Genomic DNA, 24,355 nt, shown 5'->3' on the forward strand with positions numbered 1-24,355 from the left:
CCTTCCTCGACGTCACCGCGTCGTCGTCGGGGCGGGCCACCATGCTGGAGGTGGTGCACCGCACCGCGGAGCAGGTGTTCATCCCGCTGACGGTGGGCGGCGGGGTGCGCACCGTCGACGACGTCGACGTGCTGCTGCGCGCCGGTGCCGACAAGGTGTCGGTGAACACCGCGGCCGTCGCGCGTCCCGATCTGTTGGCGGAGTTGTCGCGCCGGTTCGGCTCGCAGTGCATCGTGTTGTCCGTCGACGCCCGCACCGTAGGCCCCGAATCGGCGCCCACCCCGTCGGGCTGGGAGGTCACCACCCACGGCGGTCGCCGCGGCACCGGCATCGACGCGGTCGGCTGGGCGGCCCGCGGCGCTGAACTCGGCGTGGGGGAGATCCTGCTGAACTCGATGGACGCCGACGGCACCAAGGCCGGTTTCGACCTGCCGATGCTGCGTGCGGTCCGCGCAGCGGTGACGGTGCCGGTGATCGCCAGCGGCGGTGCCGGGGCGGTGGACCATTTCGCCCCTGCGGTGGCCGCCGGCGCCGACGCGGTGCTGGCAGCCAGCGTGTTCCACTACGGTGAGCTCACCATCGGCCAGGTCAAGGCCGCCATGGCGGCTGAAGGGATTGTGGTGCGATGAGACTCGATCCGGCGATCGCCGCGCGGCTCAAGCGCAACGCCGACGGCCTGTTCGCCGCGGTCGTGCAGGAACACGGCAGCGGCGATGTGCTGATGGTTGCCTGGATGGACGACGATGCGCTGGCGCGGACCCTGGAAACCCGTGAGGCGACGTTCTTTTCGCGGTCGCGCGGCCAGCAGTGGGTCAAGGGCGCGACCTCTGGGCACACCCAGTACGTCCAGTCGGTGCGGCTGGACTGCGACGGCGACACGGTGCTGGTCGAGGTCGACCAGGTCGGCGGGGCGTGTCACACCGGCGACCACAGCTGTTTCGACGCCGACATGCTCCTGGGGCCGCCGGCCCCACAACAACGGCCGCCCAGATCCGGCGCATAAGGGGGCCCAGGCGGTGGTAGGCGGTGGAGCCGGCCGAATCCCACCCGGGATCGGCCGGTGCGGTGGTAAGAACAGGGAGATGAAACGATCGGTCGCCGCGACCGCGGCAACGGCAGCATTGACGGCTATGCTCGCCGCGGCACCCGCGCTCGCGAAGCCCCCGCCCGACCCGCACATGCCGAACGTCCAGACCGGCTACTGCGCCGGGGGCCGCGGTTTGAAGGGCCTTCAGGTCTCGGCCATCTACTGCGACGGCGTGCCCTATGCCGACGGTTCGCACTGGCGTTACGTCTTTTTTTCGACAATCACGGATATGGCGGGGATGAACCCCGAGCTGCGATCCTGGTATGGGTTGCACTGCGTCATCGGCGACGAGTTGGTGCCGTCGTCGCTGGCGCCGCCGGGCAGCTGCGGCGGAGCGGTCTGAACGCGCAGATCGTGGGGCTACAAGGGTTCGACAAGGGTTCGACAAGGGCTAGGCATACTCGGGAAGGCTGTCGCGCGTGGCCGCCTTGTCTTCGTAGTATCTCGCCCGCTCATCGATGGCGCCGAGGAACTGTGCCGCCTCGTCGCGGGCGCGTTCTCCTTCCGGGCCGAAGTCATTCCGATCGAAGACACGCCAGAACCGCAGTATCGGCTCCAGCACGTCGTCGTGGTGGATACGTAGGTCGTAGATCCCGGCTTTGGCGATGAGAATTGCGTTCTGGCGAAAATCGGGCATGCCCAACCCGGGCATCGCGAAGCCGAGCACCTCGTCGCGGATGGCGGCCATGGCCGCGTCGGGAGTGATGTCGAGGGCAGCTGCCATCACATCGCGATAGAACACCATGTGCAGATTCTCGTCGACCGAGATCCGTGCCAGCAGTTGGTCGGCCACCGGGCAGCCGCAAGTCCGGCCGGTATTGCGGTGCGACACCCGCGTCGCGAGCTCTTGGAACGAGACGTAGGCCAGTGCGGCCAGCGGTGTCTTGTCGCCGGAGTCATAACCCGCGATCATGTGCTGCATCCGCAGCTGCTCGAGCTTGGTGGGGTCCACGCCCCGGGTGACGACGAGGTAGTCGCGCAGGGCGATGCTGTGCCGGGCTTCCTCGGCCGTCCATTGCCCAACCCAGCGTCCCCAGGCGCCGTCGCGGCCGAATCTGGTGGCGATCTCGCGGTGATAGGACGGCAAGTTGTCCTCGGTGAGGAGGTTGACAACCAGCGCCGCCTTCGCCACCGGGTCTAACGGTGAGTCCTCGGGAGCCCAGTCTTCGCCGCCGAGGAAGGCGAAATCGCGGCCCCTACTCCACGGCACGTAGTCGTGGGGCAACCATGGCCGAGTCGCCTCGAGATGGCGGTTCAGGTTTTTCTCGACAACCGGCTCCAGATCGTTCAGAAGCCCTGCGTGTGGTTGCGTCACAGTTCACCCCTTCCAGTCGGTCGACAGACTAACCTACGATACCGTAGGTTACGTTACCGTAGGTAGGGAGGGGCGGGAGCTACGACGACCGTGCCCGCAACAGGTCCAGCGCCCTGTCGGCGTGGGCGTTGACAGCGAATTCACCCGAGATCACCCCGAGCACGGTGCGGTCGGTGTCGATGACGAATGTCGTCCGCTTGACCGGCGCCAATCTGCCCAGGAGGCCGCGCTTCACGCCGAACTGGGCCGCCACCGCACCGTCGGTGTCGGACAGCAGCGGGTAGTCGAAGCTCTGCCGTTCGGCGAACTGAGCCTGCTTCGTCACCGGGTCGACGCTGATCCCGACCCGTTGCGCGCCGACGGTGGCGAACTCGTCGGCGAGATCACGGAAGTGGCAGGCCTCGCGGGTGCAGCCGGGAGTCATCGCGGCCGGGTAGAAGAACAGCACCACCGGCCCGTCGGCGAGCAGGGCACTCAGCTTGCGCGGTGCTCCGGTCTGGTCGGAAAGTTCGAAGTCAGCAACGGTGTCACCGGTTTTCATGCCCGCCACGCTACGCCGGAGGCCGCCGGACCATCTGGGAGGATGGACGCGTGCACGCCGACCCCACTACCTCGCGGGCGGACTTTCGGGCGCTGGCCGCCGAGCATCGCGTGGTTCCGGTGACCCGTAAGGTGCTGGCCGATGCCGAGACACCGCTGTCGGCCTACCGCAAACTTGGCGCCGGGCGGCCCGGCACCTTTCTGCTCGAGTCGGCCGAGAACGGTCGGTCGTGGTCGCGCTGGTCGTTCATCGGCGCCGGGGCACCGTCCGCGCTGACGGTGCGCGACGGCGAAGCGGTGTGGCTGGGCAGCACCCCGAGCGACGCTCCGTCCGGTGGCGACCCGCTGACCGCGCTGCGGGCCACGCTGGCGCTGCTGGCGACCGGTACCCCGCACGGGTTGCCGCCGCTGTCCAGCGGCCTGGTGGGTTTTTTCGCCTACGACCTAGTGCGCCGGTTGGAGCGGCTGCCCGAGCTGGCCGTCGACGACCTGGGCCTGCCGGAGATGCTGCTGCTGCTGGCCACCGACGTGGCAGCGGTCGACCACCACGAGGGCACGATCACGCTGATCGCCAACGCGGTCAACTGGAACGGCACCGACAAGCGGGTAGACCGGGCCTACGACGACGCGGTCGCGCGGCTGGACGTGATGACCGCGGCGCTGGACCAGCCGTTGCCGTCCAGCGTGGCGACATTCAGCAGACCCGAGCCGCGGCACCGCGCGCAGCGCAGCATGGCGGAGTACGGCGCGATCGTCGAACGGCTGGTCGGCGAGATCGAGGCCGGCGAGGCCTTCCAGGTGGTGCCGTCGCAGCGCTTCGAGATGGACACCCGCGTCGACCCGATCGATGTGTACCGGATGCTGCGAGTGTCCAACCCAAGTCCCTACATGTACCTGCTGCAGGTGCCCGACCACGACGGGCGGTTGGCGTTCTCGATCGTCGGATCCAGCCCGGAGGCGTTGGTGACGGTCAAGGACGGCTGGGCGACCACTCACCCGATCGCCGGCACCCGGTGGCGCGGTCAGACCGAGGAGGAAGACCAGCTGCTGGAGAAGGAGTTGCTCTGCGACGCCAAGGAGTGCGCCGAGCACCTGATGCTGGTCGACCTGGGCCGCAACGACCTGGGCCGGGTGTGTGTGCCGGGAACTGTGCGCGTCGAGGACTACAGCCACATCGAGCGGTACAGCCATGTCATGCACCTGGTGTCCACGGTGACCGGGATGCTCACCGAGGGTCGCACCGCACTGGACGCGATGACCGCGTGTTTCCCGGCCGGCACGTTGTCCGGGGCGCCCAAGGTGCGAGCGATGGAGTTGATCGAGGAGGTGGAGAAGACGCGGCGCGGACTCTACGGCGGAGTGGTCGGCTACCTCGATTTCGCCGGCAACGCTGATTTCGCGATCGCCATCCGCACCGCCCTGATGCGCGACGGCACCGCCTACGTGCAGGCCGGTGGCGGGGTGGTCGCCGATTCCAACGGTGCCTACGAGTACACCGAGGCGATGAACAAGGCCCGGGCGGTGTTGGCCGCGATCGCCGCGGCGGAGACGCTGAGCCGTCCCGGATCGAGCCGCGATGGCTGATTCGGGCGACCCGAGCGGCCCGGGTGGTACAGGTGGTACAGGTGGTCGGGATGGTCCGGGTGACCCGGGTGGCCCGGGTGGCCCGGGTGGTCCAGGTGGTTCAAGTGGCCGGATGGCGCTCCGGTCGGCCCAGCTGCTGCTGGTGGCTGCCGCGGTCGCCCTCTGGGCCGCATCACGGCTGCCGTGGGTGGTCATCCGGTCCTTCGACGGGCTGGGACAGCCCAGGCAGGTCACCGTCGCCGGTGCGTCCTGGTCCACAGCGCTGCTGCCGTTGGCGGGGTTGTCGCTGGCCGCGGCGATCGCCGCGGTCGCGGTGCGCGGCTGGGCGCTGCGTGTGGTGGCGGTGTTGATGGCGGTGGCCAGTTTGGCCGCCGGATATCTCGCGATCAGCATGTGGGTGGTCGTCGACGTGGCAGTACGGGCAGCGGCCATCGCAGACGTTCCGGTGGTCTCGCTGCTGGCCGGCGAACGCCGTTACGGCGGCGCGGTGGCCACCCTGGCGGCAGCATTGGGCATCCTGGCCGGCGCTGTGTTGCTGATGCGGTCCGCGGCCGGTGCTGTGCACGATGTCAGCACCACCAAATACGCCGCGCCTTCGCTACGCCGATCGGCGGTGCGGCGCGACACCATCCAGGAGGCACATGACATCTCGGAGCAGATGATCTGGGATGCCCTTGACGAGGGTTGCGACCCGACCGCTGACGCCCCGGGATCAGACGCCGAGGGTCGGTGACATCGGGTGTGCTGGCGGTCGTTACCCTTCGATGGACGTTTCCGGGGAAGCGTCGTGATCTGTTCGCAACCGTGGCGACCCTGGCAACTGTCACAACAGTGGGAAAGGACAGCAGCAGGCATGAACTCGGCGACCGTGCTTGACTCCATTATCGAAGGAGTCTGCGCGGACGTCGCCGCCCGCGAGGCCGCCATCAGCCTGTCCGAAGTCAAAGCCGCCGCGGCCGCGATGCCGCCGCCGCTGGATGTGCTGACCGCTTTGCGCGAACCCGGTATCGCTGTCATCGCCGAGGTCAAACGCGCCAGCCCGTCGGCCGGCCAGCTGGCCGCCATCACCGACCCGGCCCGGCTTGCCTGTGCCTACCAGGACGGCGGGGCACGGATCGTCAGCGTGCTGACCGAGGAGCGGCGGTTCAAGGGCACGCTGGACGATTTGGATGCGGTCAAGGCTGCCGTGTCAGTCCCGGTGCTGCGCAAAGACTTCGTGGTATCGCCGTACCAAATCCATGAAGCGCGTGCGCACGGGGCGGACATGTTGCTGTTGATCGTCGCGGCGCTGGAGCAGCCGGCGCTGGTGTCGATGCTGGACCGCACCGAATCGCTGGGGATGACCGCCCTGGTGGAGGTGCACACCGAGGACGAGGCCGACCGGGCGCTCGCCGCGGGAGCGAAGGTGATCGGGGTCAATGCCCGCGATCTCACCACGCTGACGATGGACCGGGACTGCTTCGGGCGAATCGCGCCGGGGCTGCCCACCGACGTGGTCAAGATCGCCGAATCCGGGGTGCGGGGCACCGCCGATCTGCTGGCGTATGCCGGCGCCGGCGCGGATGCGGTTCTGGTCGGTGAGGGTCTGGTCACCAGCGGTGACCCACGCGCGGCGGTCGCCGACCTCGTCAGCGCGGGCAGGCACCCGTCGTGTCCCAAGCCTGCTCGCTAGCTGTCGATGACCCCCGTGAGCACTGCGCCGATGGCAGATTCGCCCAACCCCCGCCTTCTCAGCCTTCCAGGCCTTCCCCGCGCCAGTGCGGGCGTCGCCGAACCGAGCAGCCACGACCCGGATGCGGGAGGCCACTTCGGTGTGTACGGCGGCCGGTTCGTCGCAGAAGCACTGATGTCGGTGATCGAAGAGGTGACGTCGGCCTACGACAAGGCTCGCAACGATCGAGAGTTCCTCGACACGCTCGACAGGTTGCAGGCCGACTACAACGGTCGCCCGTCGCCGCTCTACGAAGCCGCCCGACTGTCCGAGCATGCCGGCGCCCGGATCTTCCTCAAGCGAGAAGACCTGAATCACACCGGATCCCACAAAATCAACAATGCGCTCGGGCAGGCGCTGCTGGCCCGGCACATGGGCAAGACTCGGGTGATCGCCGAAACCGGGGCGGGACAGCACGGAGTTGCCACCGCGACCGCCTGTGCGCTGCTCGGCCTGCAGTGCGTCGTCTACATGGGCGCCGTGGACACCCGGCGACAGGCGCTGAACGTGGCCCGCATGCGCCTGCTGGGGGCCGAGGTGGTGTCCGTCGAGGCCGGGTCGAAGACCTTGAAGGACGCCATCAACGAGGCGTTTCGCGACTGGGTCACCAACGCCGAGGACACCTACTACTGTTTCGGCACGGCAGCCGGCCCACACCCGTTTCCGACCATGGTGCGGGACTTCCAGCGGGTCATCGGATTGGAGACCCGTGCGCAGATCCGGCACGTGACGGGCCGGCTGCCCGACGCGGTGGTGGCCTGTGTCGGCGGCGGATCCAACGCCATCGGGATCTTCCACGCTTTCCTCGACGATCCCGGGGTCCGCCTGATCGGCTTCGAGGCGGCCGGTGACGGCGTCGAAACCGGCCGGCACGCTGCGGCATTCGCTGGAGGATCGCCCGGCACATTCCACGGGTCGCTGTCGTACCTGTTGCAGGACGACGACGGCCAAACCATTGAGTCCCATTCGATCTCGGCCGGACTGGACTACCCCGGGGTAGGTCCCGAGCACGCTTGGCTGCGGGAGACCGGGCGAGCCGAGTACCGCCCCGTCACCGACGCAGCGGCCATGGAGGCGTTCGCCCTGCTGAGCCGGACCGAGGGGATCATCCCGGCCATCGAATCCGCACACGCAATCGCCGGAGCACTCGGGCTGGGTGCGGAACTGGGACTCGGCGCGATCATCGTGGTCAATTTGTCCGGGCGCGGTGACAAAGACGTCGAGGCCGCTGCCAAGTGGTTCGGCCTGCTCAAGTGATGGCTTCCTCGCAGGACCGGACCGGCAGGCTGGCACCGCTGTTCGACGCTTGCCGGCGAGACAATCGGGCGGCGCTGATCGGGTATCTGCCCACCGGGTATCCGGACGTCGAAAGCTCGATCGCCGCGATGGCCGCACTGGTGCAAGCCGGGTGCGACCTGATCGAAGTCGGCATTCCCTATTCCGATCCCGGGATGGACGGACCGACCATCGCCAAGGCCACCGAGGCCGCGCTGCGCGGCGGGGTGCGGGTCCGTGACACCTTGGCCGCGGTTGAGGCGATTAGCCGCGCCGGTGGGCGGGCGGTAGTGATGACCTACTGGAACCCGGTGCTGCACTACGGCGTTGACGCGTTCGCCCGTGATCTGACAGCGGCCGGCGGCAGCGGCATCATCACCCCCGACCTGATCGTCGACGAGGCTCAAGAGTGGTTCGGCGCTTCCGATCAGCACGATCTGGATCGGATTTTCCTGGTGGCGCCGTCGTCGACGCCCGAGCGACTCGCGACCACCGTCGAGGCCTCGCGGGGGTTTGTCTATGCCGCGTCGACGATGGGGGTCACCGGCGCGCGCGATGCGGTGTCGCAGGCGGCACCCGAACTGGTGCGCAGGGTGAGGGCGGTCTCCGGCATCCCCGTCGGAGTGGGGCTGGGCGTGCGATCTCGCGGCCAGGCTGCTGAGATCGCTGGCTACGCCGACGGTGTCATCGTCGGCTCAGCGCTTGTTACCGCCCTCGCCGACGGCCTTCCCGCGCTGCGTGCGCTAACCGAGCAGCTTTCCGACGGTGTACGACAAAGGAACTCGCAGGTATGCCCATGAGCTTTCTGACGAATCTGCTGCAGCATTACAGGTATTTTCCCAGCCCGTCCCGCGGCGTGTGGTACCTCGGCCCGGTGCCGATCCGTGCCTACGCCCTGTGCATCATCGTCGGTATCGTGGTGGCGCTGCTGATCGGTGACCGGCGCTGGCACGCTCGTGGTGGCGAGCGAGGCGTGATCTACGACATCGCGCTGTGGGCTGTGCCTTTCGGGCTGGTCGGCGGTCGGCTCTATCACCTGATGACTGATTGGCGGACCTACTTCGGCAACGGCGGTATCGGTCTGCAGGCGACGCTGCGGATCTGGGATGGCGGTTTGGGGATCTGGGGCGCGGTCGCGCTTGGCAGTGTGGGTGCCTGGATCGGTTGCCGGCGGCACCGTATTCCGCTGCCGGCCTTTGGGGATGCGGTCGCTCCCGGGATCGTGTTGGCGCAGGCCATCGGTCGGATCGGCAATTACTTCAATCAGGAGCTCTACGGGCGTGAGACCACATTGCCCTGGGGATTGGAAATCTTCTGGCGACAGGACGCCGCGGGCGTGCGGGATCCGCATCTGCTCGACGGCGTGTCGACGGGTGAGCTGTACAAGGTCGTCCAACCGACGTTCGCCTACGAATTACTCTGGAACCTTTTGGTGTTCGTGGTGGTGATCTGGGCAGACCGCCGGTTCAGAATGGGCCACGGCCGGCTGTTCGCGCTCTATGTGGCCAGTTACTGCGTCGGTCGTTTCTACATCGAGCTGTTGCGTGACGACACCGCCACGCACATCGCCGGGATTCGGATCAACTCGTTCACGTCGACGTTTGTCTTCATCGGTGCGGTGGTGTACCTCATCCTGGCGCCGAGGGGACGCGAAGATCCGGCGACGCTGGCCCGAACCTGGCAACAAGCCGAGCCGACGGCGCCCCCGCCGGAGGAGGAGGCCGTCGGCGCGGCATCCGGTGCCGAGGCGGCGCTGGCCGCGTCCGACGATGACGTGGGCGAGACGCTGGTCGAGACGCAGGACGAGACTGAGGCCCCGGCTGAGCCGGTGGACGAGGCTGAAGCCGTGCCTGAACCGGCAGTGCCCGAGGAGACAGTGCCCGAAGAGACAGTGCCTGAACCGGCAGTGCCTGAACCGGCAGTGCCCGAGGAGACAGTGCCCGAGGCCGAAGTGTGCGACGAAGTCCAGCTGGAACCGCCGACGCAGACCACCGCGGGGGCCGATGCGGCGGATGTCGAAGGCGCGGAATCGGACGAAACCAAAGAATCTGAGGCCGAGGAGCAGGTAGCTGCCGACGCGGAAACGCCCTAAGCGGAGTAAAACCGAGGGTGCCCACCGAGGGAGAGTTTGATTCCTCGTGCTGTGCGGTCGTCGGCGATCGCGTGTGGACCATCCTCATGAGACGGGTCGAAACGCAGATGCCGCATCGCGCCAGGCTGCTGGTGTACCTCATGCTGGTTCTCGGGCTGGGGCACTCCGGGAATCATAGCGGCCACGACATGACAGCGAGTTCAGCGCGCGCCTGGCCGTCGGCAACGCTCTCGTTTTCCCAGTGGGCTGGCGGCTGTTCGAGCATTTGTTGCGTTCCGGGGTAGGCATCGAGGAGATGACCGACGCGGACTTACGCCGGGCAGTAGGTGCCGAGCTGGCGCGGATCGTCGGGCCGCACTGACGGGCCGCGCCGGATCGGCGCCCAGTACGCGGCCAGCGGGACGGTGGAGAGCACGCCGAGTGCGAGCACGCCGGCGGTGTGCTGGCGCTCGTCGGGCATGGTCACCGCCATGAACAGCATGACGGTGATGTGGGCGGCGTTCGCGGTGAGGTTGAAATCGAGGAACATTCGGTTTGCGCTTGGCACCCGCGCGGAGCGGAACAGAAAGAGCGCTCAGACTATGTAGACGGTGGAGAACATGACGGCGACCGCCGGTCGGGATCGGGAACCGGGACGGCGGCGCCGGAGACGCTGACCCGTTCGTGCGCTGCGCTGACGCTTCCAGCCAAGCCTTGGCGGGCAGTCGGCTGCGCTATGCCCGGGCGATGCGTGAGCACCTACCGAAGGTGGGCGAGGTCTTTGCGGCCGGCGAGATCGACTATCGGGCGTTTCACACGATGGTGTATCGCAGCGAGTGATCACCGCGCGACGTGTTGGCCGCCGTCGACGGGCAACTGGCCGTCAAAGCGCCGCGCTGGCCGTCGATGACCCAGGGTCGGCTCGCCGGCCACATCGACAAGATCTTGGCCAAGGCCGAAGCCGTTGCGCTGCGCTGGCGGGCCGACCCACGCGACTAAACTTACATTTTGTTAAACTACCCCCATGATGAAGACGAAAACCCCTGTCAAGCGGGCGGTGCAATCCGCGGCGATCTACGCCCGAATCTCGGCGGATGTGGAGGGCGAATCCCTTGGGGTGCAACGGCAGTTGGAGGATTGCCGCAAGCTGGCCGCCGATCGGGGCTGGCCGGTCGGGGCCGAATACGTCGATAACGACGTGTCAGCGTTCTCGGGTAAGCCTCGCCGACAGTACGCCCGGATGCTGGCCGACCTGGGCTCGGGCGCGCGGGATGCGGTGATCGTCTACAACCTGGATCGGCTGCATCGCCGACCGGCCGAGTTGGAGGAGTTCGTCGCCCTGTGCGAAGGCGCGGGAGTCTCACAGGTGGCCACGGTGACCGCCGACATCGACTTGGGCAACGACGACGGGTTGTTTATGGCGCGCATTTTCGCCGCGTTCGCGGCCAAAGAGTCGGGCCGCAAGTCGGCCCGGATTCGGCGGAAGATGTTGCAAAACGCCGAGCAGGGGTTGCCGCATGGGTCGGTGCGCCCGTTCGGGTATGAGGCCGACAAGATCACTCTTCGGGAGTCGGAGGCGGCGGTGGTACGCGAGATGGTGGACCGGTATTTGGCCGGGCAGTCGTTGTTGTCGTTGACGGTGTGGCTCAATGAGTGCGGTATTTCCCCGGCGGTGGCCAAGTCGTGGCAGACCTCGGCGGTGCGTCAAATCCTGTGCTCGGGTCGGATCGCGGGGTTGCGCGAGCATCGCGGGGAGGTGATCGGCCCGGCGAAGTGGCCGGCGATCATCACACCGGCTGAGCGGGATCGGGTTTTGGCGCGCGTCGCGGCCCGTTCGGTGACCAATACGCGGGCAGCCCGGACCTATTTGCTCTCCGGCATGCTGCGCTGTGGGCGCTGCGGCAACCGGCTGTTCTCCCAAGCCCGCCATGCCAATCCGGATCATCGGGTGCGCCGCTATGTATGCCTGAAAGGCCCGGATCATGGCGGGTGCGGCCGGTTGACGGTGGTGGCCGAGCCGGTCGAGGCGTTGTTGACCGATGCGGTGTTGACCCGATTGGATTCGCGCCATCTGGCCAAGGCATTGTCCGGCAAGTCCAACCCCAATAACGATGTGGCCGCCCTGGCTGCCGCGGTGGAGGCCGATCAGGTGCGTCTGGATGAGCTGGCCGGTTTGTATGCGGCCGGCGCGGTCAGCGCGCGGGAGTGGATCGCGGCCCGTGACCCGATCACCGCCCGCATCACCGGGGCGCGGCGTCACATCGCCGAGGCCACTGACACCAGTGAGGTCTATGAGTTGGTCGGCACCGGCGGGGCATTGCGCCAAGGGTGGCCCGACCTCGGCTTGGGCCGTCAGCGGGCCATCATCAAATCAGTCTTGGATCACGCCGTGATCGCGCCCGGCACCCCTGGTGCCCGCAGCCTGGACATCAGCCGGGTCCAACCCTGTTGGCGCATCTAGGGTTTCGGCGGTGCCGATGTTTCCTGGCGACCGTCAAGTGTGTGTCGGTGCTGGGGAGCTGTCAAGGCCAAGCCGCATGCGGTCGAACACGTTCGACCCTTGACAGCTCGCCAGCACCGGCACCAGAAGCGCTGTTGTCGCCAGCGGAAAGGATGTCTTACAAACTCTTTGGCGCTCCTTGGCGCAGCAGCGTGGCGACGGCGGCCAGGGTGGTGGGGTCGGTGACGGTGACGGGTAAGGCTTGGCGTGAACACGACGCGGTCAGCCAGGCCGTGAACTCGTCGCGAGCCGATGGGCACTCGCCATTGTCGGGTGTGGGCGTTAGGTCCTGTGCGTCAACGTTTGTCGTGACGACTGGCCGCTTTGATGCGGTGGCGGTCATGGGCTGGCCCCGGCGGGTGTTTCCAGGCGGGCCAGGTAGCGATGCTGTCGGGCTTGGTGGGCGGCGGTGTGCACGAGCAGCCGTTCGCCGTCGTTGGCGTGCCCAGCGCCCTGGATGCGCCAGTCGCCCAGTCCGCTTGCGGCGCTGGTGTCGTCTTGTTGCTGTTTGCGCGAATCACATTGTGGTCCGGCACCTTCGGGTTGATCGGTGTGGTGGATGCGCCAGTGGTGCCGCGCGGCGCGCAGCGCGGTCATGGTGATCGAGTAGCGCCGCGATTTGGTGGTGATGTGCCCGCGATAGCCCAGGGTGTGCAGCCAGCCGGCCATCGCGGCGTGACCCGGCAGTGCCGCCAGCTTGGCCAGGGTCGACAGGATGCGGCGGGTATGGGCCGCGATGTCCAACTCGGCGATGGCGGCGGTGCTGATGCGCCGCGCGGCGATACCGAACTCGGCCACCGACTTGGTGGTGTATTTCGCCAGATACGCCGCGACCCGCCGCGCCAATCCCGGTTTCCCGGTTTCGTCGGCAGCGGTCAGCGGCTGGGTGTCGATCTGCTCGCCGAACCGCAGAATACGACCCTCGGACTCCGAGGACGGGCCAGCGGGGCCATCCAGAACCACGGGAAGCCGGACCTTGCTGGCGGCCTGGCGCACCAGCGCGGCCAGCTCGATTGTCGACACCCCAAGCTGCGATGGGCCGGTGGCGCTGTCGTCGTCGGTGGGGTCGAGCCGGATCAAGATGTGGTACTGGATGACGGCGCGGCGCTGGTACTCGGCGACTTTGACAAACGACACCCGCAGCGTGCCGGGGTCTGCTCCGATGCGGCGCAGGTGGGCTGTCACGGCGCGGCGCAGTCCGATGGTGAAGCGCCGCCAGAGTTCGGGGGCGTGCCAGTTGAACAACACATGGCCGGTGTAGTCATAACATTCCGGGCAGAGCGGCTGCCCGACCTGCGGGTCATCGCCGCGATGAATAGCGCTGCACCACAGCGGGATTCCGTTCCGGCACTGCGCTTTATGGTTGCCGGGCCGGTGGCACACCGTGCCCGCTTGTCCGGGCCGGCTGCTGCTGGTGTGCACCGCCCCGAAGCTGGGCGCGGTCAGCGTGGCGAACACTTGCGGACGCTCGGCGGTGTCCTCGGGCATGCCATGATGCCCGCCCTGGGCGCCGGCGTGGATCAGCTGCCAGGTGTCGGCGGCGTAGAGGTCTGAGCACGACGGGCAGATCGCCGCGCGGCGGTTGCCGCAGCGGATCAACACCGCCACCCGCCGGTTCTGGTCGGGATCAAACGCGCTGGCCTGGATCGGGTTGGCGCAAAACCCCACCGAGGCGCAGCGCTGCCACCACGACTCATAGCCCGGTGAGGCGGCGCGGCGGATCGCCTGCTCGATGGCCGCCGAGCCCGGCGCGAGCCAGTCGGGCAGCGAGGTCGGGACGGGCGCCAGCATCTTTACCGGCCTTTGTCAGCGCGATGGGCTGTGGGGCGAAATTGGCTGCCGGCCAGGCGATGTCGGTGTCGGTGACATGAAACGCCCGCACCCGCGCTATGGCGGTGTTGCCTTCGCTGAGCACATAACCGACGCCGGGCGTGGTGTCGGGAATGTCTTCGCAGCGCGCGCCTTGTTGATGGGCCGCGGTGGACAGGATCATCGCGGTTTGGGTGGCCTCGGTCATCCGCAGCCCGACGCGCACCGGGAACAGTTGGCGCAGCGCCACCACGTCTTTGGAGGGGTCTTGCACGGCGGCAATGACGCTGACGCCGACCGCGCGGCCTTGGGCCAGCCACAACCCGAGGAGTTGGTCGACTTCGGCGCGTTGTTTGCGCTCGGCGTAGGCGGTCAGGGTGGCCAGCTCGTCGACCAGCAACACGATATGGGGTTCGGCGTGGGTGGGTCGATGGCAGCGCGTGGTGCCGCGCAGTCGTTGGGCGCGCTCCAGCATGGTCGTCGTGGTCTCGCGCAGCACGGCCAGGATGGAGTCGGGATCGTAGGCGAATCGGTCGAACAGTGGTGCGCCGGCAGCGAATTCCATGCCGCCTTTGGGGTCCAGACAGCGCACCGCGATCAGCCCGGCCTTGATGCCCGGCGCCAGTCCGGCCACCAGTGACCACAGCACCGAGCCTTTCCCGGCGCCGGTGGCCCCGCCGATGAGCATGTGGCGCCCGGCCACCGGCAACCACCACGCCTGGCCGTGTTCGGTGACACCGACCGGCACATTGGCCAGGCGCACCACCGGGCTGGCCGGTTCGGGCCGGGCCAGTGGGATCGGGGCGGCCAGAGCGTCGTGGTGACGAACGCGGAGCACGATGTCGCGGCCCCGCCCCGCCTCGATCCGGCCGGGTTCGACGGTCACAGTGTGGGCGCCGAACGCGGCGGCCAGCCCGTCCACCTCGTTTTGCCACGTTTTGGCCGATTGGCCCGCCAGCAGCCGCACCACCAGCGTGTCGTGCGCCGCACCGATGAGCACCGAGACCAGCGGCGCCACCAGCGGATCGGCATCGGGCTTGCCCCGCGGGACGATCGTCAGACCGTGGCGTTCGCAGATGGTGCGCCAGCGGCGCCGATACACCAGATGAGCGCGCCGATAGTTGGCGACTGGGCCTGCGATGAGTTGCTGGTAGGAGTCGGGCCAGCCCAGCCGCCAGGCCCACACCAGCGCCGCGCACACCGCGGTCAGCAACCACGCGGCGCGCAGCCCACCCAAGATGGCGGTGAAGGCAAATACAGCACAAAGCGTGGCGGTGTCGGGCCAACCTAACGCGAAGCGCCACAGCCCCTTGCCGGTCAGCTCCACCACCCCGACCAGCAGGTCACCGAACCAATCGCCGTCGGCGTCGGGTGCTTTCTTGCCGTTGTTGTTCGCAGACATGGTTTTTCGGCTCCTTTCTGGCACCGGGACCGGGCACGTCGGTATCCGGTCCCGGCGCTCGTCGGTGTTAGCTGTTGCTGGCGGGTTTGGTTGCCGCAGAGCCCGTGGACGTGATGGACGCCGCGCGAAATGCCACGCCGCTGCGGTCGCCCTGCTGCCACGGGATCGCGATAAGGTCGGTGACCGCCACGGGTGCACCGACCGTCACCGCCGGCTGACCGGCGACGGTCACCGCGATGACCTCGCCGCCGGTGTCATCGAGTACGAGTAGTTGCACGGAGAACAACGGTTCGCCGGTCTGCCGATCGGTGCGCGGCACTCCGGTGTCGTGGGTAACCCGAGGCTCGGGCGCTTTGGTCACGGTGAACTGCTTGTGGCGGGTGTCGATAAGGAGTCGCATGCCGACTCCCTCCTTTCTTGACAGGTGGCCGCTGATCGGCCACACCGTCAACTCAAGTAGGGTCGGTGCGCACCGGCCATGGCCTCACAGTGCAGCCGCAGTGCACATCGACTGCAGGTCAGCACCGGCATAATCGGACGCGATGGACCATCCAGTCGTCATCGTGAGGTGGACAGGCAGGCACGCCACCGCGCTCAAGCACGCCTTGCGGATGTCAGGTGAGGCGTTTGCCGAGCGGCTGGGGGTCGGCGCGCGGACCGTCGCGCAATGGAGCCGACAACCCGAGATCGTTCCGGAGCCGGAGATGCAATCCGCGCTCGACAGGCTGTTGAGCCGGTCCGACGACGCCGCACAGAACCGTTTCGAACTGATGGTCTACGGCCGCAGTTAAGCATTGGCGCACCACCCGAGACCGTGGCCACGGACATCACCACGGACGGCCTGCTCGACTGGGTTGATCTCCACGCCGGACAGCCGCCCGGGACAGCCCGAGCCCAACTCCTGGATGAGCTAGCACGGATGACCCCGCTCGCGGCCCGGCAGAAAGCGGCCCAGCGCGCACACATCGCGCGCAGCGCCGTGGCAGCGTCGATACACGCGATATACCGGCCATCGAGCGGCCAACACCACCTGTATGTCGGCCGGTTCGGAACAACCATCGCCGCTACAAGCATCCTCACCAAACCGGGATGGACCGAGTTGGCTCTCCCGCTGGGCGCCGGTCACGATTCGCTGACCCCAACATCCGATCCCGCAATGCCGATGCTCGTCCCAGGTGAAACCGCCGCCTCAGCCGCCGTGCGCCGCATCGCCGAGTCGATCAACTTGCAGACCCGGATCTTCGATGCCCCGCTATACAGCCTCACCCGCATCGATATCAGCCATCACAGCATCAGCGGAGGGCTACGGCTAGCCCGCTTCGCCGATTACGCGCTGACATTCGACTTGCTGGAAAACGAGCTAGTCGATGCCATCATCAGCGCACACGGCGACGTGCGGTGGTCGCAATTGCCTCTTCGCAAACATCACCTGCCATCGGTCGAGCAAGCCATCAACCTGCACAACCGGCTGTGCGCTGGCGGGCCGCTGGCCCTGCTTGCCATCGCCCGACCTCCCACCCGCGGCCACGGCCCGGACTACGCGATCATCGTGCAACAGCGCTCGACGCAAGTCCTCAACGCAACCGGCCGACTCGCCGTCATCCCCAAAGCATTTCACCAACCGCTGTCCGACTTCAGCGACGACGCACAGCTCTGCGTGACGCTGGAGCGCGAGCTTGAAGAAGAGCTGCTCGGACGCGACGAACTCCAGCCAGCCCGCGGGCCAGCCCAACGCCTTGCCCCACTGCACCACACCCGACTGTCGCATCCGATGCGCTGGCTTGTGGAGCGAGCCAGTACCGACGCCTGGCGCACCGAGTGCACCGGCTTCGGCCTCAACCTCGTCAGCGGCAACTACGAGTTCGCCTGTCTAATCGCCATCGAAGACGAGCAGTGGTGGACATCATTCGGCGGGCACCTCATCACCAGCTGGGAAGCCGAAGGCATCCGTATCTACACAAGCCTCGACACCGCCGGTATCTCCGCGCTCGTCAACGATGAACGCTGGAGCGATGAGGGTATCTTCGCGTTCCTGCAAGGCATTCGACGACTCGCCCAAACGAGCCGACAACGGGTCAACCTTCCACCGATCGAACCGGGGCACGGCCAATGAACACCACCTGCTACATCGGCAACGCCGACGACGACGCCGACACCAACCGCGGCTGGCTGCTCGGCCACTTCATGGATGACGAAACCCGCAACACCGATGCCGTCGAGGTCAAATGGGGCGTACACCCCGCCGGACAACGCCGCGACGGCTGGACCGAGGGCGAACAACGCACCACACTGCTCCTCTTGGTATCCGGCCGATTCCGGCTTGACTTGCCCCACCGCAGCGTCACCCTGCAACGGCAAGGCGACTATGTCATCTGGGGCAAAGGCACCGATCACTGTTGGCAGGCCGAGGACGACTCCACCGTCATCACCGTTCGGTGGCCGTCACAGCAGCCATCTCCTGGCGATAAACCCCGGTGACCGACGAACACCCACCGCGATCCATCGCCATCGCCACCCGCTTCGCGCCGTCGAACCCCGAACTAGCTCGGATCCTCGATCCCGTACACGAACCGCACACCGCTCAAGCACCGCCCTGGGCGGCTACCTGCGGGCGGGCGCTGCGCTCCCTCTGCTTCCGTGCGCTGGCACTCCCGTCCGCGCCGGTCGCTGCGCCCGCCCTCCGTCCGCCGCCAACAGCGATGACCGCCGACAACAGCCGTGTCCACGATGACGCCGAACAAGACCACTTCACCGACCGCCACAGGATGGGCGCTCCCGACATGACCACCGGCAGTGCGCCGTCAGCCAAGCCAGCCACCGGCCAAAAACCACCCGTGACCTGCGGTGTGAGAACTTTCTTCACTTATATCGAGAAGGATCGCGAGCACCCGCACCGAGTTGCGCTATCTCAAAAGGCTCATCGAAGAGCCCACATGAAGACGAGGGAGACGAGGGCGGTGCGCTGCTCAAACGCAAACGCCCCGAGGCGCACAGGCGCACGCGGAAGCGGACCCGATGGTCTTGCCACTGCCGCCAGCCAAGGAACTCCGAAACGCCAAGCGAGGCGACGTAAGCGAGGAGGCTAGCAGGGGCGGCAAAGCCATTCCAACACCAGGCATTCCGTGGCGGGTTCGCCACCGCAGTCGGCGTTCGAGGCCGTGATCAATCCGGCGATGCGGCTTTCGAGCATCCGTAGTTCCGCGAGCTTCGCCCGCACCGCGGCGAGGTGGAGCTCCGCCAAATCACGCGCCTCGAGGCAGGAACGGTCGGCGTCGTGCGTGAGTGCGACCAGATCGCGAACCTGCTCGACCGAGAAATCGAGGTCGCGGCAGCGCCGAATGAACGTCAGCCGCCGCACATCGTCGTCGTCATAGCGGCGCTGGCCGCCGACCCGCCGCGGGTCGGGCAAAAGGCCGATGTGTTCGTAGTAGCGGATTGTCGGCGCGGTCGTCCCGGTCGCGTCGGCGAGGTGCCCGATTTTGAGAGCCATCCGTTCATCGTCCCACGCGCGGTCTTGACCCTCAACCCACTTGAGGTCTGATCCTATAGGCATGCCGAAAAATCAGGACCCCGCGGCGGTTGCCTGCGCGCTGACCGCCTCCGACCACGCGGCCCGGATCGCGTGGATCGAACAACTCAACGCGACGGCGCTGGACGGCTACCAGCGCGACGGTCGCCGAATCCGGCTGCGCTACCGGCCGGCGGCCGCCGCGCGGGCGCGCGAACTGGTTCGTCGCGAACGGCGGTGCTGCCCGTTTCTCCACTTCGACACCGAAGAAGGCGACGACGCCTTCGTCGTGACAATCGACGCCCCAACCGCTTTGGGCGCCGACGCCGACGCCCTGTTCGCGCCGTATATCCCAGCGGGGGGCCACGGATGATCGAGATCATGCGCGAAAGCGACGGCGACGTGCTGGGGGTGCGCGCGACGAACAAGCTGACCGTGGGCGATTACCGCGACGTGCTTGAACCCGCGGTCCGGGCATTGCTCGACCGCTTCGCCAACGCGAAGGTGCTGTTCCTCATCGACGAGCCCTTCGACGGGTGGACGCTGCGCGCGGCATGGGTCAACACCGTGTTCGACGTCAAGCGCCGCAACGACTTTGCTAAGGTGGCCGTGGTCGGCGCACCACGCTGGGAACAATGGTGCGTCAACGTCGCTGCCGCGTGGCTGATGAGCGGCGAATTGCGCACTTTCGACCGTGAACGGCTAGACACCGCCTGGGAGTGGGTGCGAGCGTAGAGGTCACCATGAGAATAGCGATCAGCGGTGCGGGCGTGGCCGGGGCTGCGCTCGCCCACTGGCTGTATCGCACCGGCCACACGCCGACGTTGATCGAGCAGGCCGCGGGCTTTCGCACCGGTGGCTACATGATCGACTTCTGGGGCGTCGGCTACCAGGTGGCCAAGCGCATGGGCATCGAAGAGCAGGTCCGCGCCGCCGGATACGAGATCCAGCGGCTGCACTCCGTCGGCCCCCGGGGCGAGGTCCTGGCCGACGTCGACGCCAGGATCTTCAGCCGCATGGTGGGCGACGACGTCACCAGCCTGCCCCGCGGCGACCTGGCCGCCGCCATCTACCGCACCATCGAGGACAAGGTCGAGACGATCTTCGGTGACAGCATCGCCGCCCTCGATGAGCACCGCGACGGCGTCCGGCTCGCCTTCGAGAAGGGCGCGCCGCGCGATTTCGATCTGGTGATCGGCGCCGACGGGCTGCACTCCAACGTGCGCCGGCTCGCCTTCGGGCCGGAGCAGGATTACGACCACTACCTCGGTTGCAAGGTCGCGGCCTGCGTGGTGGACGGCTACCGGCCCCGCGACGAGTTGGTCTACGTCATGTACGCCACTCCCGGCCACCAACTGGCACGTTGCGCACTGCGCCACGACCGCACCATGTTTCTGTTCATTTTCCGTGCGCCGCGCGAGGGCACCACCGCAGCACCAAAGGACGAGCTGCGCAACGAGTTCCGTGGCGTCGGCTGGGAAGCCCGGGAAATCCTGGCGACCCTCGACGACGTCGAAGACCTGTACTTCGACGTCGTCAGCCAGATCCGCATGGATGGCTGGTCGCGCGGCCGGACGCTGCTGATCGGCGATGCGGCCGCGTGCATTTCGCTGCTGGGCGGCGAAGGCACCGGTCTGGCGATGACCGAGGCCTACGTGGTGGCCGGAGAATTGGAGCGGGCCGGCGGCGACCACCGTCGCGCCTTCGATGCCTACGAGGCGCGCCTGCGTCCTTTCATCAAGTCCAAGCAATCCGGTGCGGAGAAAAACATTCCGTTCTTTGCGACAAAGACCCGCCTCGGCCTTTGGTTCCGCATCGTGGCGATGCGCACCATGAACTTCGGTCCGATGGCAAGGCTTTTCGCCAGCACCGTAATCGACGACTTCGACCTGCCCGATTACGGCATCTAGCCGGCGGGCCGGGCCGCGGGCCTTCCGCACCGGGGCGAACAGTGCACGGCGCGGGTGGCTTCGGCGACGGTGGCCGAGTTCTCTCATCGCGCGCGGCGAATCGTGACCGAAACCGCCGCGGCTAGGTGGACTGCGAGCTACCGCTGCAGGGCATCGGCCTGCCGGGCGTTCCGCCGGAGCACCACGACAAGTTCTTCGACCGGGCCAACAACATGGCCGGCGGCGGCGAACCGGAATTCGCTGACAACGGCGCGCTTGGCTCTGTGGGCGGTTGACGCGCTAGGCAATGCACTTGGGCGTCCCCCAAGCCGACAACCCCGGGGATGACATCGTCACCGCGCTGATGCGGGCACACGCCGACGGCCAGCACCTGTCGGAGGCGGAGTTCGGCATGTTCGTGGTCACGCTGGCCGTGGCCGGAAACGAGACCAACCGCCCCGCCATCGCGCAGTGAATGATGGCCTTCGTCGACTACCCGGGGCGCATTACCGCATCGGCGCCGAGCTGGCACGCATGACGAATCGACCTGATGTCCAACGCGCTCGCCGATTGTGCACGTCCTCTTCGTCATAGCGGCGGTGGCCGCCCACTTGCCCCAGGTTGGGCAGCAGGCCGATCTGTTCGGAGTGCGGATGGTCGACGCGGTGGTGTCGGCCACCTCGGCGACGGTCGCCACCAGATGCGATTCCGATACCGGCCGGCGGCCGCCGCGCAGGCACGGGAATCGGTTCGCCGCCAGCGGGCGTGCTGCCCGTTGGCCCAGTTCAGCACCGCGCAAGACGACGATGAGTTCCTAGTGATCATCGACTACCAACCGCTTTGGGGACCGCTTCGGCACGTTGAAGATCTTCCTGATCGATGAGCCCTCTCACGGCTGGGATCGATCCTGCACGGCGTGGGTCAACACTGCCTTGGATATCAAGCACCGCCACGACTTTGGCATTTTCCCTTGCTATGTCGGATCACCGGACGGCCAAGCGGTCAACCCTTTTGGGAAAGCCGTGGTGGCTCTGCCGCTGACCGGAGTTGCTGGGGGGCGTCCGGAAGGCTAGCCGGTTAGTTCGACGGTGCTCTCGCCGAAGTCGGCGACCACCCGAAGGTTTCCTCCGAGCGCCGCAACATACGACTGGAGCGTCCCCAGTTCGGTGTGCGATAGATCGCCGCCTTCCAGCTTGGAGATCCGAGCCTGCGACACCCCCATCGCGGCAGCGACGTCACTTTGCCGGGCGTGCCCGTGCACCCTTCTGATCTCGGCGAGACGGTGGGCACGAACAGCCTCCAGCATCTGCTTGCGCGCGTTATCGGCAACCTGCGGGTCGAGCCGACCCTGCGCAACAGCATCAGCGCGGACTTCACGCCACGTACGAGCCATGTTCATCCACCTCCCGTTTCACTCGCCAACCAGTGTTCGTAACGCTCCTCGGCGACCGGAATGTTCTCGTCGTACCAGTCATTCCAGTTGCCCTGTTTGTCACCGCCCAGCAACAGGATCGCCTGCCTGTTCGGATCGAAGATGAACAGGATTCGGATGCTCGTGCCAGCGGGCCGGAGTTCCTTCATGTTGTGAAACTTCGAACCACTGACCCTGTCGACCGTCGGTCTGCCCAAAGTCGGACCTTCCTGCTCCAGCAGGTCGATCGCACCCGAGACTGCACCCGTCGTCTCTGCGTCGAGCGTGCAGTACCAGTTATCCACCTCCTCAAGCAGAATCACTTCCCAAGACACTAGGTTAATATAACTTACAGGTTATACGCAACAGCGCAGCGGACTGACACGGTCCGCTCCAGCCTGTACACCTGGATTTTTCACGTAGTTCGGTGTTGATGGGTGTCGCTAACGCGAAAGGTGCACTGCCACAAGGATAATCGGAGTGTTCGAGGCTCCATTATCCGAGATGGGAGTGCACCTGTCAGATGCAGGCTACTACGAGTTGGTCGAAGAATGTGCGAATCGAGGTCGCCGGCGATGATGTGGTCGGACATGCCGGGAACGCGATACCCCGGATGTTGGCCGACGGTATGGGTTTGACCAGCGGTTTGTCGGCGGTGCTATCGCGCCCGGAGGTGACCCACGACCGGGGCGCGGTGTTACGCGATGTGGCGGTGTCGATCGCCGGCGGCGCGCAGAACCTGGCCGGTACCGCGGTGCTGCGCGATCAGCGCCGGCTGTTCGGGGCTGTGGCGTCGGTGCCGACGATGTGGCGGTCCCTGGGCGAGATCGACCAGCAGGGCATCTCCGCGGTCACACTGACACGCAACAAGGTCCGCGAGCGGGTGTGGGCGGCGATTGAGGCCCGCCATGGCGCGATACCGGCATCACGGACCTGCTACGGGGATCTGGGCGCGGTGATCGTGATCCGCATCGACGCCTCGCTGATCGAATCGCACAGCGACAAGCAGTGCGCCGCAGGAAATTTCAAAGGCGGATTTGGCTTTCATCCGCTACTGGCGTGGTGCGACAACACCGGTGAACTGCTGGCGGTGATCTGCCGACCGGGCAATGCCGGGTCGAACACCGCAGCCGATCACATCGCGATCATCGACGCCGCGATCGCCGCGATCCCGCCCAAGTGGCGACACAACCTGTTAATCACCATCGACGGAGCCGGCTCAAGCCACGCCGTCGTCGAACACGTGGAGAAGCTCAACAGTCGTGCGGGCTGGTCGGTGGGCTACTCAGTCGGATTCGACCTCGACGAGCGCGTCCGGATTGCGATCGGGCAGATGCCCGAGACCGGGTGGGAGGCCGCACTGGATGCCACCGGGCGAGCCCGTGACGACGCCCAGGTCGCCGAGCTGACCGGACTGCTGCGCCACAGCGCCGGCGGTGACCGACTCGATGGCTGGCCAGCCGGCATGCGCATCCTGGCGCGACGAGAAAAAATCGAACACGGCACCCAACTGTCACTGTTCGAGCAGCTCAACGGCTACCGCTACCAAGTCATCGCAACCGCAACCGCAGGTGGACAGTCACAGCGCCTCGAAGCCCGCCACCGGGTGCACGCCCGGGTGGAGGGGTTCATCCGCTGTGGCAAAGACACCGGCCTGGCCCGCTGGCCCTCGCACTCCTTTGCGATCAACACCGCCTGGGTCACCGCTGTCGCGGTGGCCATCGACCTGCTGTGCTGGATGCGGCTGCTTCTCCTGGACGGTGTGCTGGCCAAAGCCGAACCAGTGACCCTGCGCTATCGGCTGCTACACGCCGCGGTCCGTCTGATCAAACGATCCCGCTACCTGATCCTGCGAGTTCCCGAAACCTGGCCCTGGGCACAAGAATTCGCTGACGCACTCAACCGGGTCCGCGCCATCTGCTGACCCACATGCCTGGCATGTCCGTTCGACCCCCAGGAAGGAGTAACCGCACCCGGGCCAAGGACCGGCGGCACCGCACGACACGCGGCGCCGCCGCTCACCCACAACCCGAAAATTCGAACCAACTCGCGGCCTCAACGGCCGTCACGGGAGAACTCGGGCTACCGTGAAATTTTGAGGCTAGTAATCGCCACCGGCGTAACACCCGACCAGCGGAACCCACGACCCGTTATATAGATCTCCCGACCGGTGGTAACGATGCCGACAGCTTAACGGTGAAAATCTCACGCAGGTACACGCAGGCTCGTTCCCAGCGCTGCCGCGCCCGCTGC

Annotated in this window: 30 protein-coding genes and 1 pseudogene; 22 read left to right on the plus strand and 9 right to left on the minus strand. The window is 66.9% G+C overall.

The window, feature by feature from the left end:
* The 3 genes from hisF to AC2VOP_RS15560 all read left to right on the plus strand — a co-directional run.
* On the plus strand, window positions 1-629 hold a 629-nt coding region (hisF, locus tag AC2VOP_RS15550), incomplete at its 5' end, for an imidazole glycerol phosphate synthase subunit HisF (RefSeq protein WP_486961819.1).
* The gene (hisI, locus tag AC2VOP_RS15555; protein ID WP_486961820.1) at window positions 626-1,003 is read left to right on the plus strand and encodes a phosphoribosyl-AMP cyclohydrolase; all 378 of its coding nucleotides are present in this window, start codon (window positions 626-628) and stop codon (window positions 1,001-1,003) included. The genes hisF and hisI, both read left to right, overlap by 4 nt.
* A 79-nt stretch (window positions 1,004-1,082) precedes the next feature.
* Entirely contained in the window at window positions 1,083-1,430 is a 348-nt protein-coding gene (locus AC2VOP_RS15560; protein WP_486961821.1) for a hypothetical protein, read from the plus strand.
* 48 nt (window positions 1,431-1,478) lie between these two features.
* Here the strand turns inward: AC2VOP_RS15560 and AC2VOP_RS15565 are convergent, their stop codons facing one another.
* Together AC2VOP_RS15565 and AC2VOP_RS15570 are read right to left on the minus strand one after the other, a co-directional pair.
* On the minus strand, window positions 1,479-2,402 hold the full coding sequence (locus tag AC2VOP_RS15565) for an acyl-ACP desaturase (RefSeq protein WP_486961822.1): 924 nt from the start codon (window positions 2,400-2,402) through the stop codon (window positions 1,479-1,481).
* Window positions 2,403-2,481: 79 nt separating this feature from the next.
* The gene (locus AC2VOP_RS15570) at window positions 2,482-2,943 is read right to left on the minus strand and encodes a peroxiredoxin (protein ID WP_486961823.1); all 462 of its coding nucleotides are present in this window, start codon (window positions 2,941-2,943) and stop codon (window positions 2,482-2,484) included.
* Window positions 2,944-2,993: 50 nt separating this feature from the next.
* Between AC2VOP_RS15570 and AC2VOP_RS15575 the strand changes: the two genes are divergently transcribed.
* The 6 genes and pseudogenes from AC2VOP_RS15575 to lgt form a co-directional block, all read left to right on the plus strand.
* Window positions 2,994-4,526 carry an anthranilate synthase component I gene (locus AC2VOP_RS15575; protein ID WP_486961824.1) on the plus strand — a complete coding sequence of 511 codons (1,533 nt, stop codon included), beginning with the start codon at window positions 2,994-2,996 and terminating at the stop codon, window positions 4,524-4,526.
* Between the two features lie 112 nt (window positions 4,527-4,638).
* Entirely contained in the window at window positions 4,639-5,259 is a 621-nt protein-coding gene (locus AC2VOP_RS15580) for a TIGR02234 family membrane protein (RefSeq protein ID WP_486961825.1), read from the plus strand.
* A gap of 120 nt (window positions 5,260-5,379) precedes the next feature.
* The gene (gene trpC / locus AC2VOP_RS15585; protein ID WP_486961826.1) at window positions 5,380-6,198 is read left to right on the plus strand and encodes an indole-3-glycerol phosphate synthase TrpC; all 819 of its coding nucleotides are present in this window, start codon (window positions 5,380-5,382) and stop codon (window positions 6,196-6,198) included.
* Between the two features lie 30 nt (window positions 6,199-6,228).
* Window positions 6,229-7,494, plus strand: coding sequence for a tryptophan synthase subunit beta (gene trpB / locus AC2VOP_RS15590; protein WP_486961827.1), 1,266 nt, complete (start codon window positions 6,229-6,231; stop codon window positions 7,492-7,494).
* Window positions 7,494-8,312: a tryptophan synthase subunit alpha gene (gene trpA, locus AC2VOP_RS15595; RefSeq protein WP_486961848.1), complete on the plus strand. Its 819-nt coding sequence runs from the start codon at window positions 7,494-7,496 to the stop codon at window positions 8,310-8,312. Before trpB ends, trpA begins: the two co-directional genes overlap by 1 nt.
* A 5-nt stretch (window positions 8,313-8,317) precedes the next feature.
* A pseudogene (lgt, locus tag AC2VOP_RS15600) lies at window positions 8,318-9,601 on the plus strand (prolipoprotein diacylglyceryl transferase); the annotation flags it as partial.
* 313 nt (window positions 9,602-9,914) lie between these two features.
* Here lgt and AC2VOP_RS15605 read toward each other — a convergent pair.
* The gene (locus AC2VOP_RS15605) at window positions 9,915-10,151 is read right to left on the minus strand and encodes a hypothetical protein (RefSeq protein WP_486961828.1); all 237 of its coding nucleotides are present in this window, start codon (window positions 10,149-10,151) and stop codon (window positions 9,915-9,917) included.
* Between the two features lie 116 nt (window positions 10,152-10,267).
* Here AC2VOP_RS15605 and AC2VOP_RS15610 point away from each other — a divergent pair, with 116 nt between their 5' ends.
* The 3 genes from AC2VOP_RS15610 to AC2VOP_RS15620 are packed head-to-tail and all read left to right on the plus strand — an operon-like array spanning window position 10,268 to window position 12,044.
* Entirely contained in the window at window positions 10,268-10,423 is a 156-nt protein-coding gene (locus tag AC2VOP_RS15610) for a DUF222 domain-containing protein (protein WP_486961829.1), read from the plus strand.
* Between the two features lie 12 nt (window positions 10,424-10,435).
* Window positions 10,436-10,582, plus strand: a complete 147-nt coding sequence (locus AC2VOP_RS15615) for a hypothetical protein (protein ID WP_486961830.1) — start codon at window positions 10,436-10,438, stop codon at window positions 10,580-10,582.
* A 25-nt stretch (window positions 10,583-10,607) separates the two neighbouring features.
* Complete coding sequence (locus AC2VOP_RS15620) at window positions 10,608-12,044, plus strand: recombinase family protein (protein ID WP_486961831.1); 1,437 nt, start codon at window positions 10,608-10,610, stop codon at window positions 12,042-12,044.
* A gap of 378 nt (window positions 12,045-12,422) precedes the next feature.
* On the opposite strand, the gene AC2VOP_RS15625 is transcribed toward AC2VOP_RS15620, so the two are convergent.
* From AC2VOP_RS15625 to AC2VOP_RS15635, 3 genes are all read right to left on the minus strand, one after another.
* A complete protein-coding gene (locus tag AC2VOP_RS15625) occupies window positions 12,423-13,874 on the minus strand; it encodes a replication initiator (protein ID WP_486961832.1) in 1,452 nt (483 codons plus the stop codon).
* Window positions 13,777-15,294 (minus strand): FtsK/SpoIIIE domain-containing protein, encoded by a 1,518-nt coding sequence (locus AC2VOP_RS15630; protein ID WP_486961833.1) that lies wholly within the window; start codon window positions 15,292-15,294, stop codon window positions 13,777-13,779. The genes AC2VOP_RS15625 and AC2VOP_RS15630 overlap by 98 nt, the downstream gene beginning before the upstream one ends.
* A gap of 67 nt (window positions 15,295-15,361) precedes the next feature.
* Entirely contained in the window at window positions 15,362-15,694 is a 333-nt protein-coding gene (locus AC2VOP_RS15635) for an SCO3933 family regulatory protein (RefSeq protein WP_486961834.1), read from the minus strand.
* Window positions 15,695-15,836: 142 nt separating this feature from the next.
* Between AC2VOP_RS15635 and AC2VOP_RS15640 the strand changes: the two genes are divergently transcribed.
* The 3 genes from AC2VOP_RS15640 (at window position 15,837) to AC2VOP_RS15650 (ending at window position 17,772) form a co-directional block, all read left to right on the plus strand.
* The gene (locus AC2VOP_RS15640; RefSeq protein ID WP_486961835.1) at window positions 15,837-16,085 is read left to right on the plus strand and encodes a helix-turn-helix domain-containing protein; all 249 of its coding nucleotides are present in this window, start codon (window positions 15,837-15,839) and stop codon (window positions 16,083-16,085) included.
* Between the two features lie 128 nt (window positions 16,086-16,213).
* A complete protein-coding gene (locus tag AC2VOP_RS15645) occupies window positions 16,214-17,407 on the plus strand; it encodes a hypothetical protein (protein WP_486961836.1) in 1,194 nt (397 codons plus the stop codon).
* Window positions 17,404-17,772, plus strand: coding sequence for a cupin domain-containing protein (locus AC2VOP_RS15650; protein ID WP_486961837.1), 369 nt, complete (start codon window positions 17,404-17,406; stop codon window positions 17,770-17,772). The genes AC2VOP_RS15645 and AC2VOP_RS15650 overlap by 4 nt, the downstream gene beginning before the upstream one ends.
* Window positions 17,773-18,376: 604 nt before the next feature.
* Here the strand turns inward: AC2VOP_RS15650 and AC2VOP_RS15655 are convergent.
* Window positions 18,377-18,784: a MerR family transcriptional regulator gene (locus tag AC2VOP_RS15655; protein WP_486961838.1), complete on the minus strand. Its 408-nt coding sequence runs from the start codon at window positions 18,782-18,784 to the stop codon at window positions 18,377-18,379.
* A gap of 61 nt (window positions 18,785-18,845) precedes the next feature.
* Here AC2VOP_RS15655 and AC2VOP_RS15660 point away from each other — a divergent pair, with 61 nt between their 5' ends.
* From AC2VOP_RS15660 to AC2VOP_RS15685, 6 genes are all read left to right on the plus strand, one after another.
* Window positions 18,846-19,175: a hypothetical protein gene (locus tag AC2VOP_RS15660; RefSeq protein WP_486961839.1), complete on the plus strand. Its 330-nt coding sequence runs from the start codon at window positions 18,846-18,848 to the stop codon at window positions 19,173-19,175.
* An 8-nt stretch (window positions 19,176-19,183) separates the two neighbouring features.
* On the plus strand, window positions 19,184-19,537 hold the full coding sequence (locus AC2VOP_RS15665; RefSeq protein ID WP_486961840.1) for a SpoIIAA family protein: 354 nt from the start codon (window positions 19,184-19,186) through the stop codon (window positions 19,535-19,537).
* A gap of 8 nt (window positions 19,538-19,545) precedes the next feature.
* Window positions 19,546-20,712 (plus strand): FAD-binding domain, encoded by a 1,167-nt coding sequence (locus tag AC2VOP_RS15670; protein ID WP_486961841.1) that lies wholly within the window; start codon window positions 19,546-19,548, stop codon window positions 20,710-20,712.
* Window positions 20,713-20,837: 125 nt separating this feature from the next.
* A complete protein-coding gene (locus tag AC2VOP_RS15675; protein ID WP_486961842.1) occupies window positions 20,838-20,987 on the plus strand; it encodes a hypothetical protein in 150 nt (49 codons plus the stop codon).
* Window positions 20,988-20,998: 11 nt separating this feature from the next.
* A complete protein-coding gene (locus AC2VOP_RS15680; RefSeq protein ID WP_486961843.1) occupies window positions 20,999-21,166 on the plus strand; it encodes a hypothetical protein in 168 nt (55 codons plus the stop codon).
* 124 nt (window positions 21,167-21,290) lie between these two features.
* On the plus strand, window positions 21,291-21,509 hold the full coding sequence (locus AC2VOP_RS15685) for a hypothetical protein (RefSeq protein ID WP_486961844.1): 219 nt from the start codon (window positions 21,291-21,293) through the stop codon (window positions 21,507-21,509).
* A 251-nt stretch (window positions 21,510-21,760) separates the two neighbouring features.
* Here AC2VOP_RS15685 and AC2VOP_RS15690 read toward each other — a convergent pair whose 3' ends face one another.
* Complete coding sequence (locus AC2VOP_RS15690) at window positions 21,761-22,090, minus strand: helix-turn-helix domain-containing protein (protein WP_486961845.1); 330 nt, start codon at window positions 22,088-22,090, stop codon at window positions 21,761-21,763.
* Complete coding sequence (locus AC2VOP_RS15695) at window positions 22,087-22,425, minus strand: type II toxin-antitoxin system RelE/ParE family toxin (RefSeq protein WP_486961846.1); 339 nt, start codon at window positions 22,423-22,425, stop codon at window positions 22,087-22,089. Before AC2VOP_RS15695 ends, AC2VOP_RS15690 begins: the two co-directional genes overlap by 4 nt.
* Window positions 22,426-22,625: 200 nt before the next feature.
* On the opposite strand from AC2VOP_RS15695, the gene AC2VOP_RS15700 reads away from it, so the two are divergent.
* A complete protein-coding gene (locus AC2VOP_RS15700) occupies window positions 22,626-24,026 on the plus strand; it encodes an IS1380 family transposase (RefSeq protein WP_486961847.1) in 1,401 nt (466 codons plus the stop codon).
* Window positions 24,027-24,355: the final 329 nt, after the last annotated feature.

This window comes from Mycobacterium sp. TH-M106, from assembly GCF_057473765.1.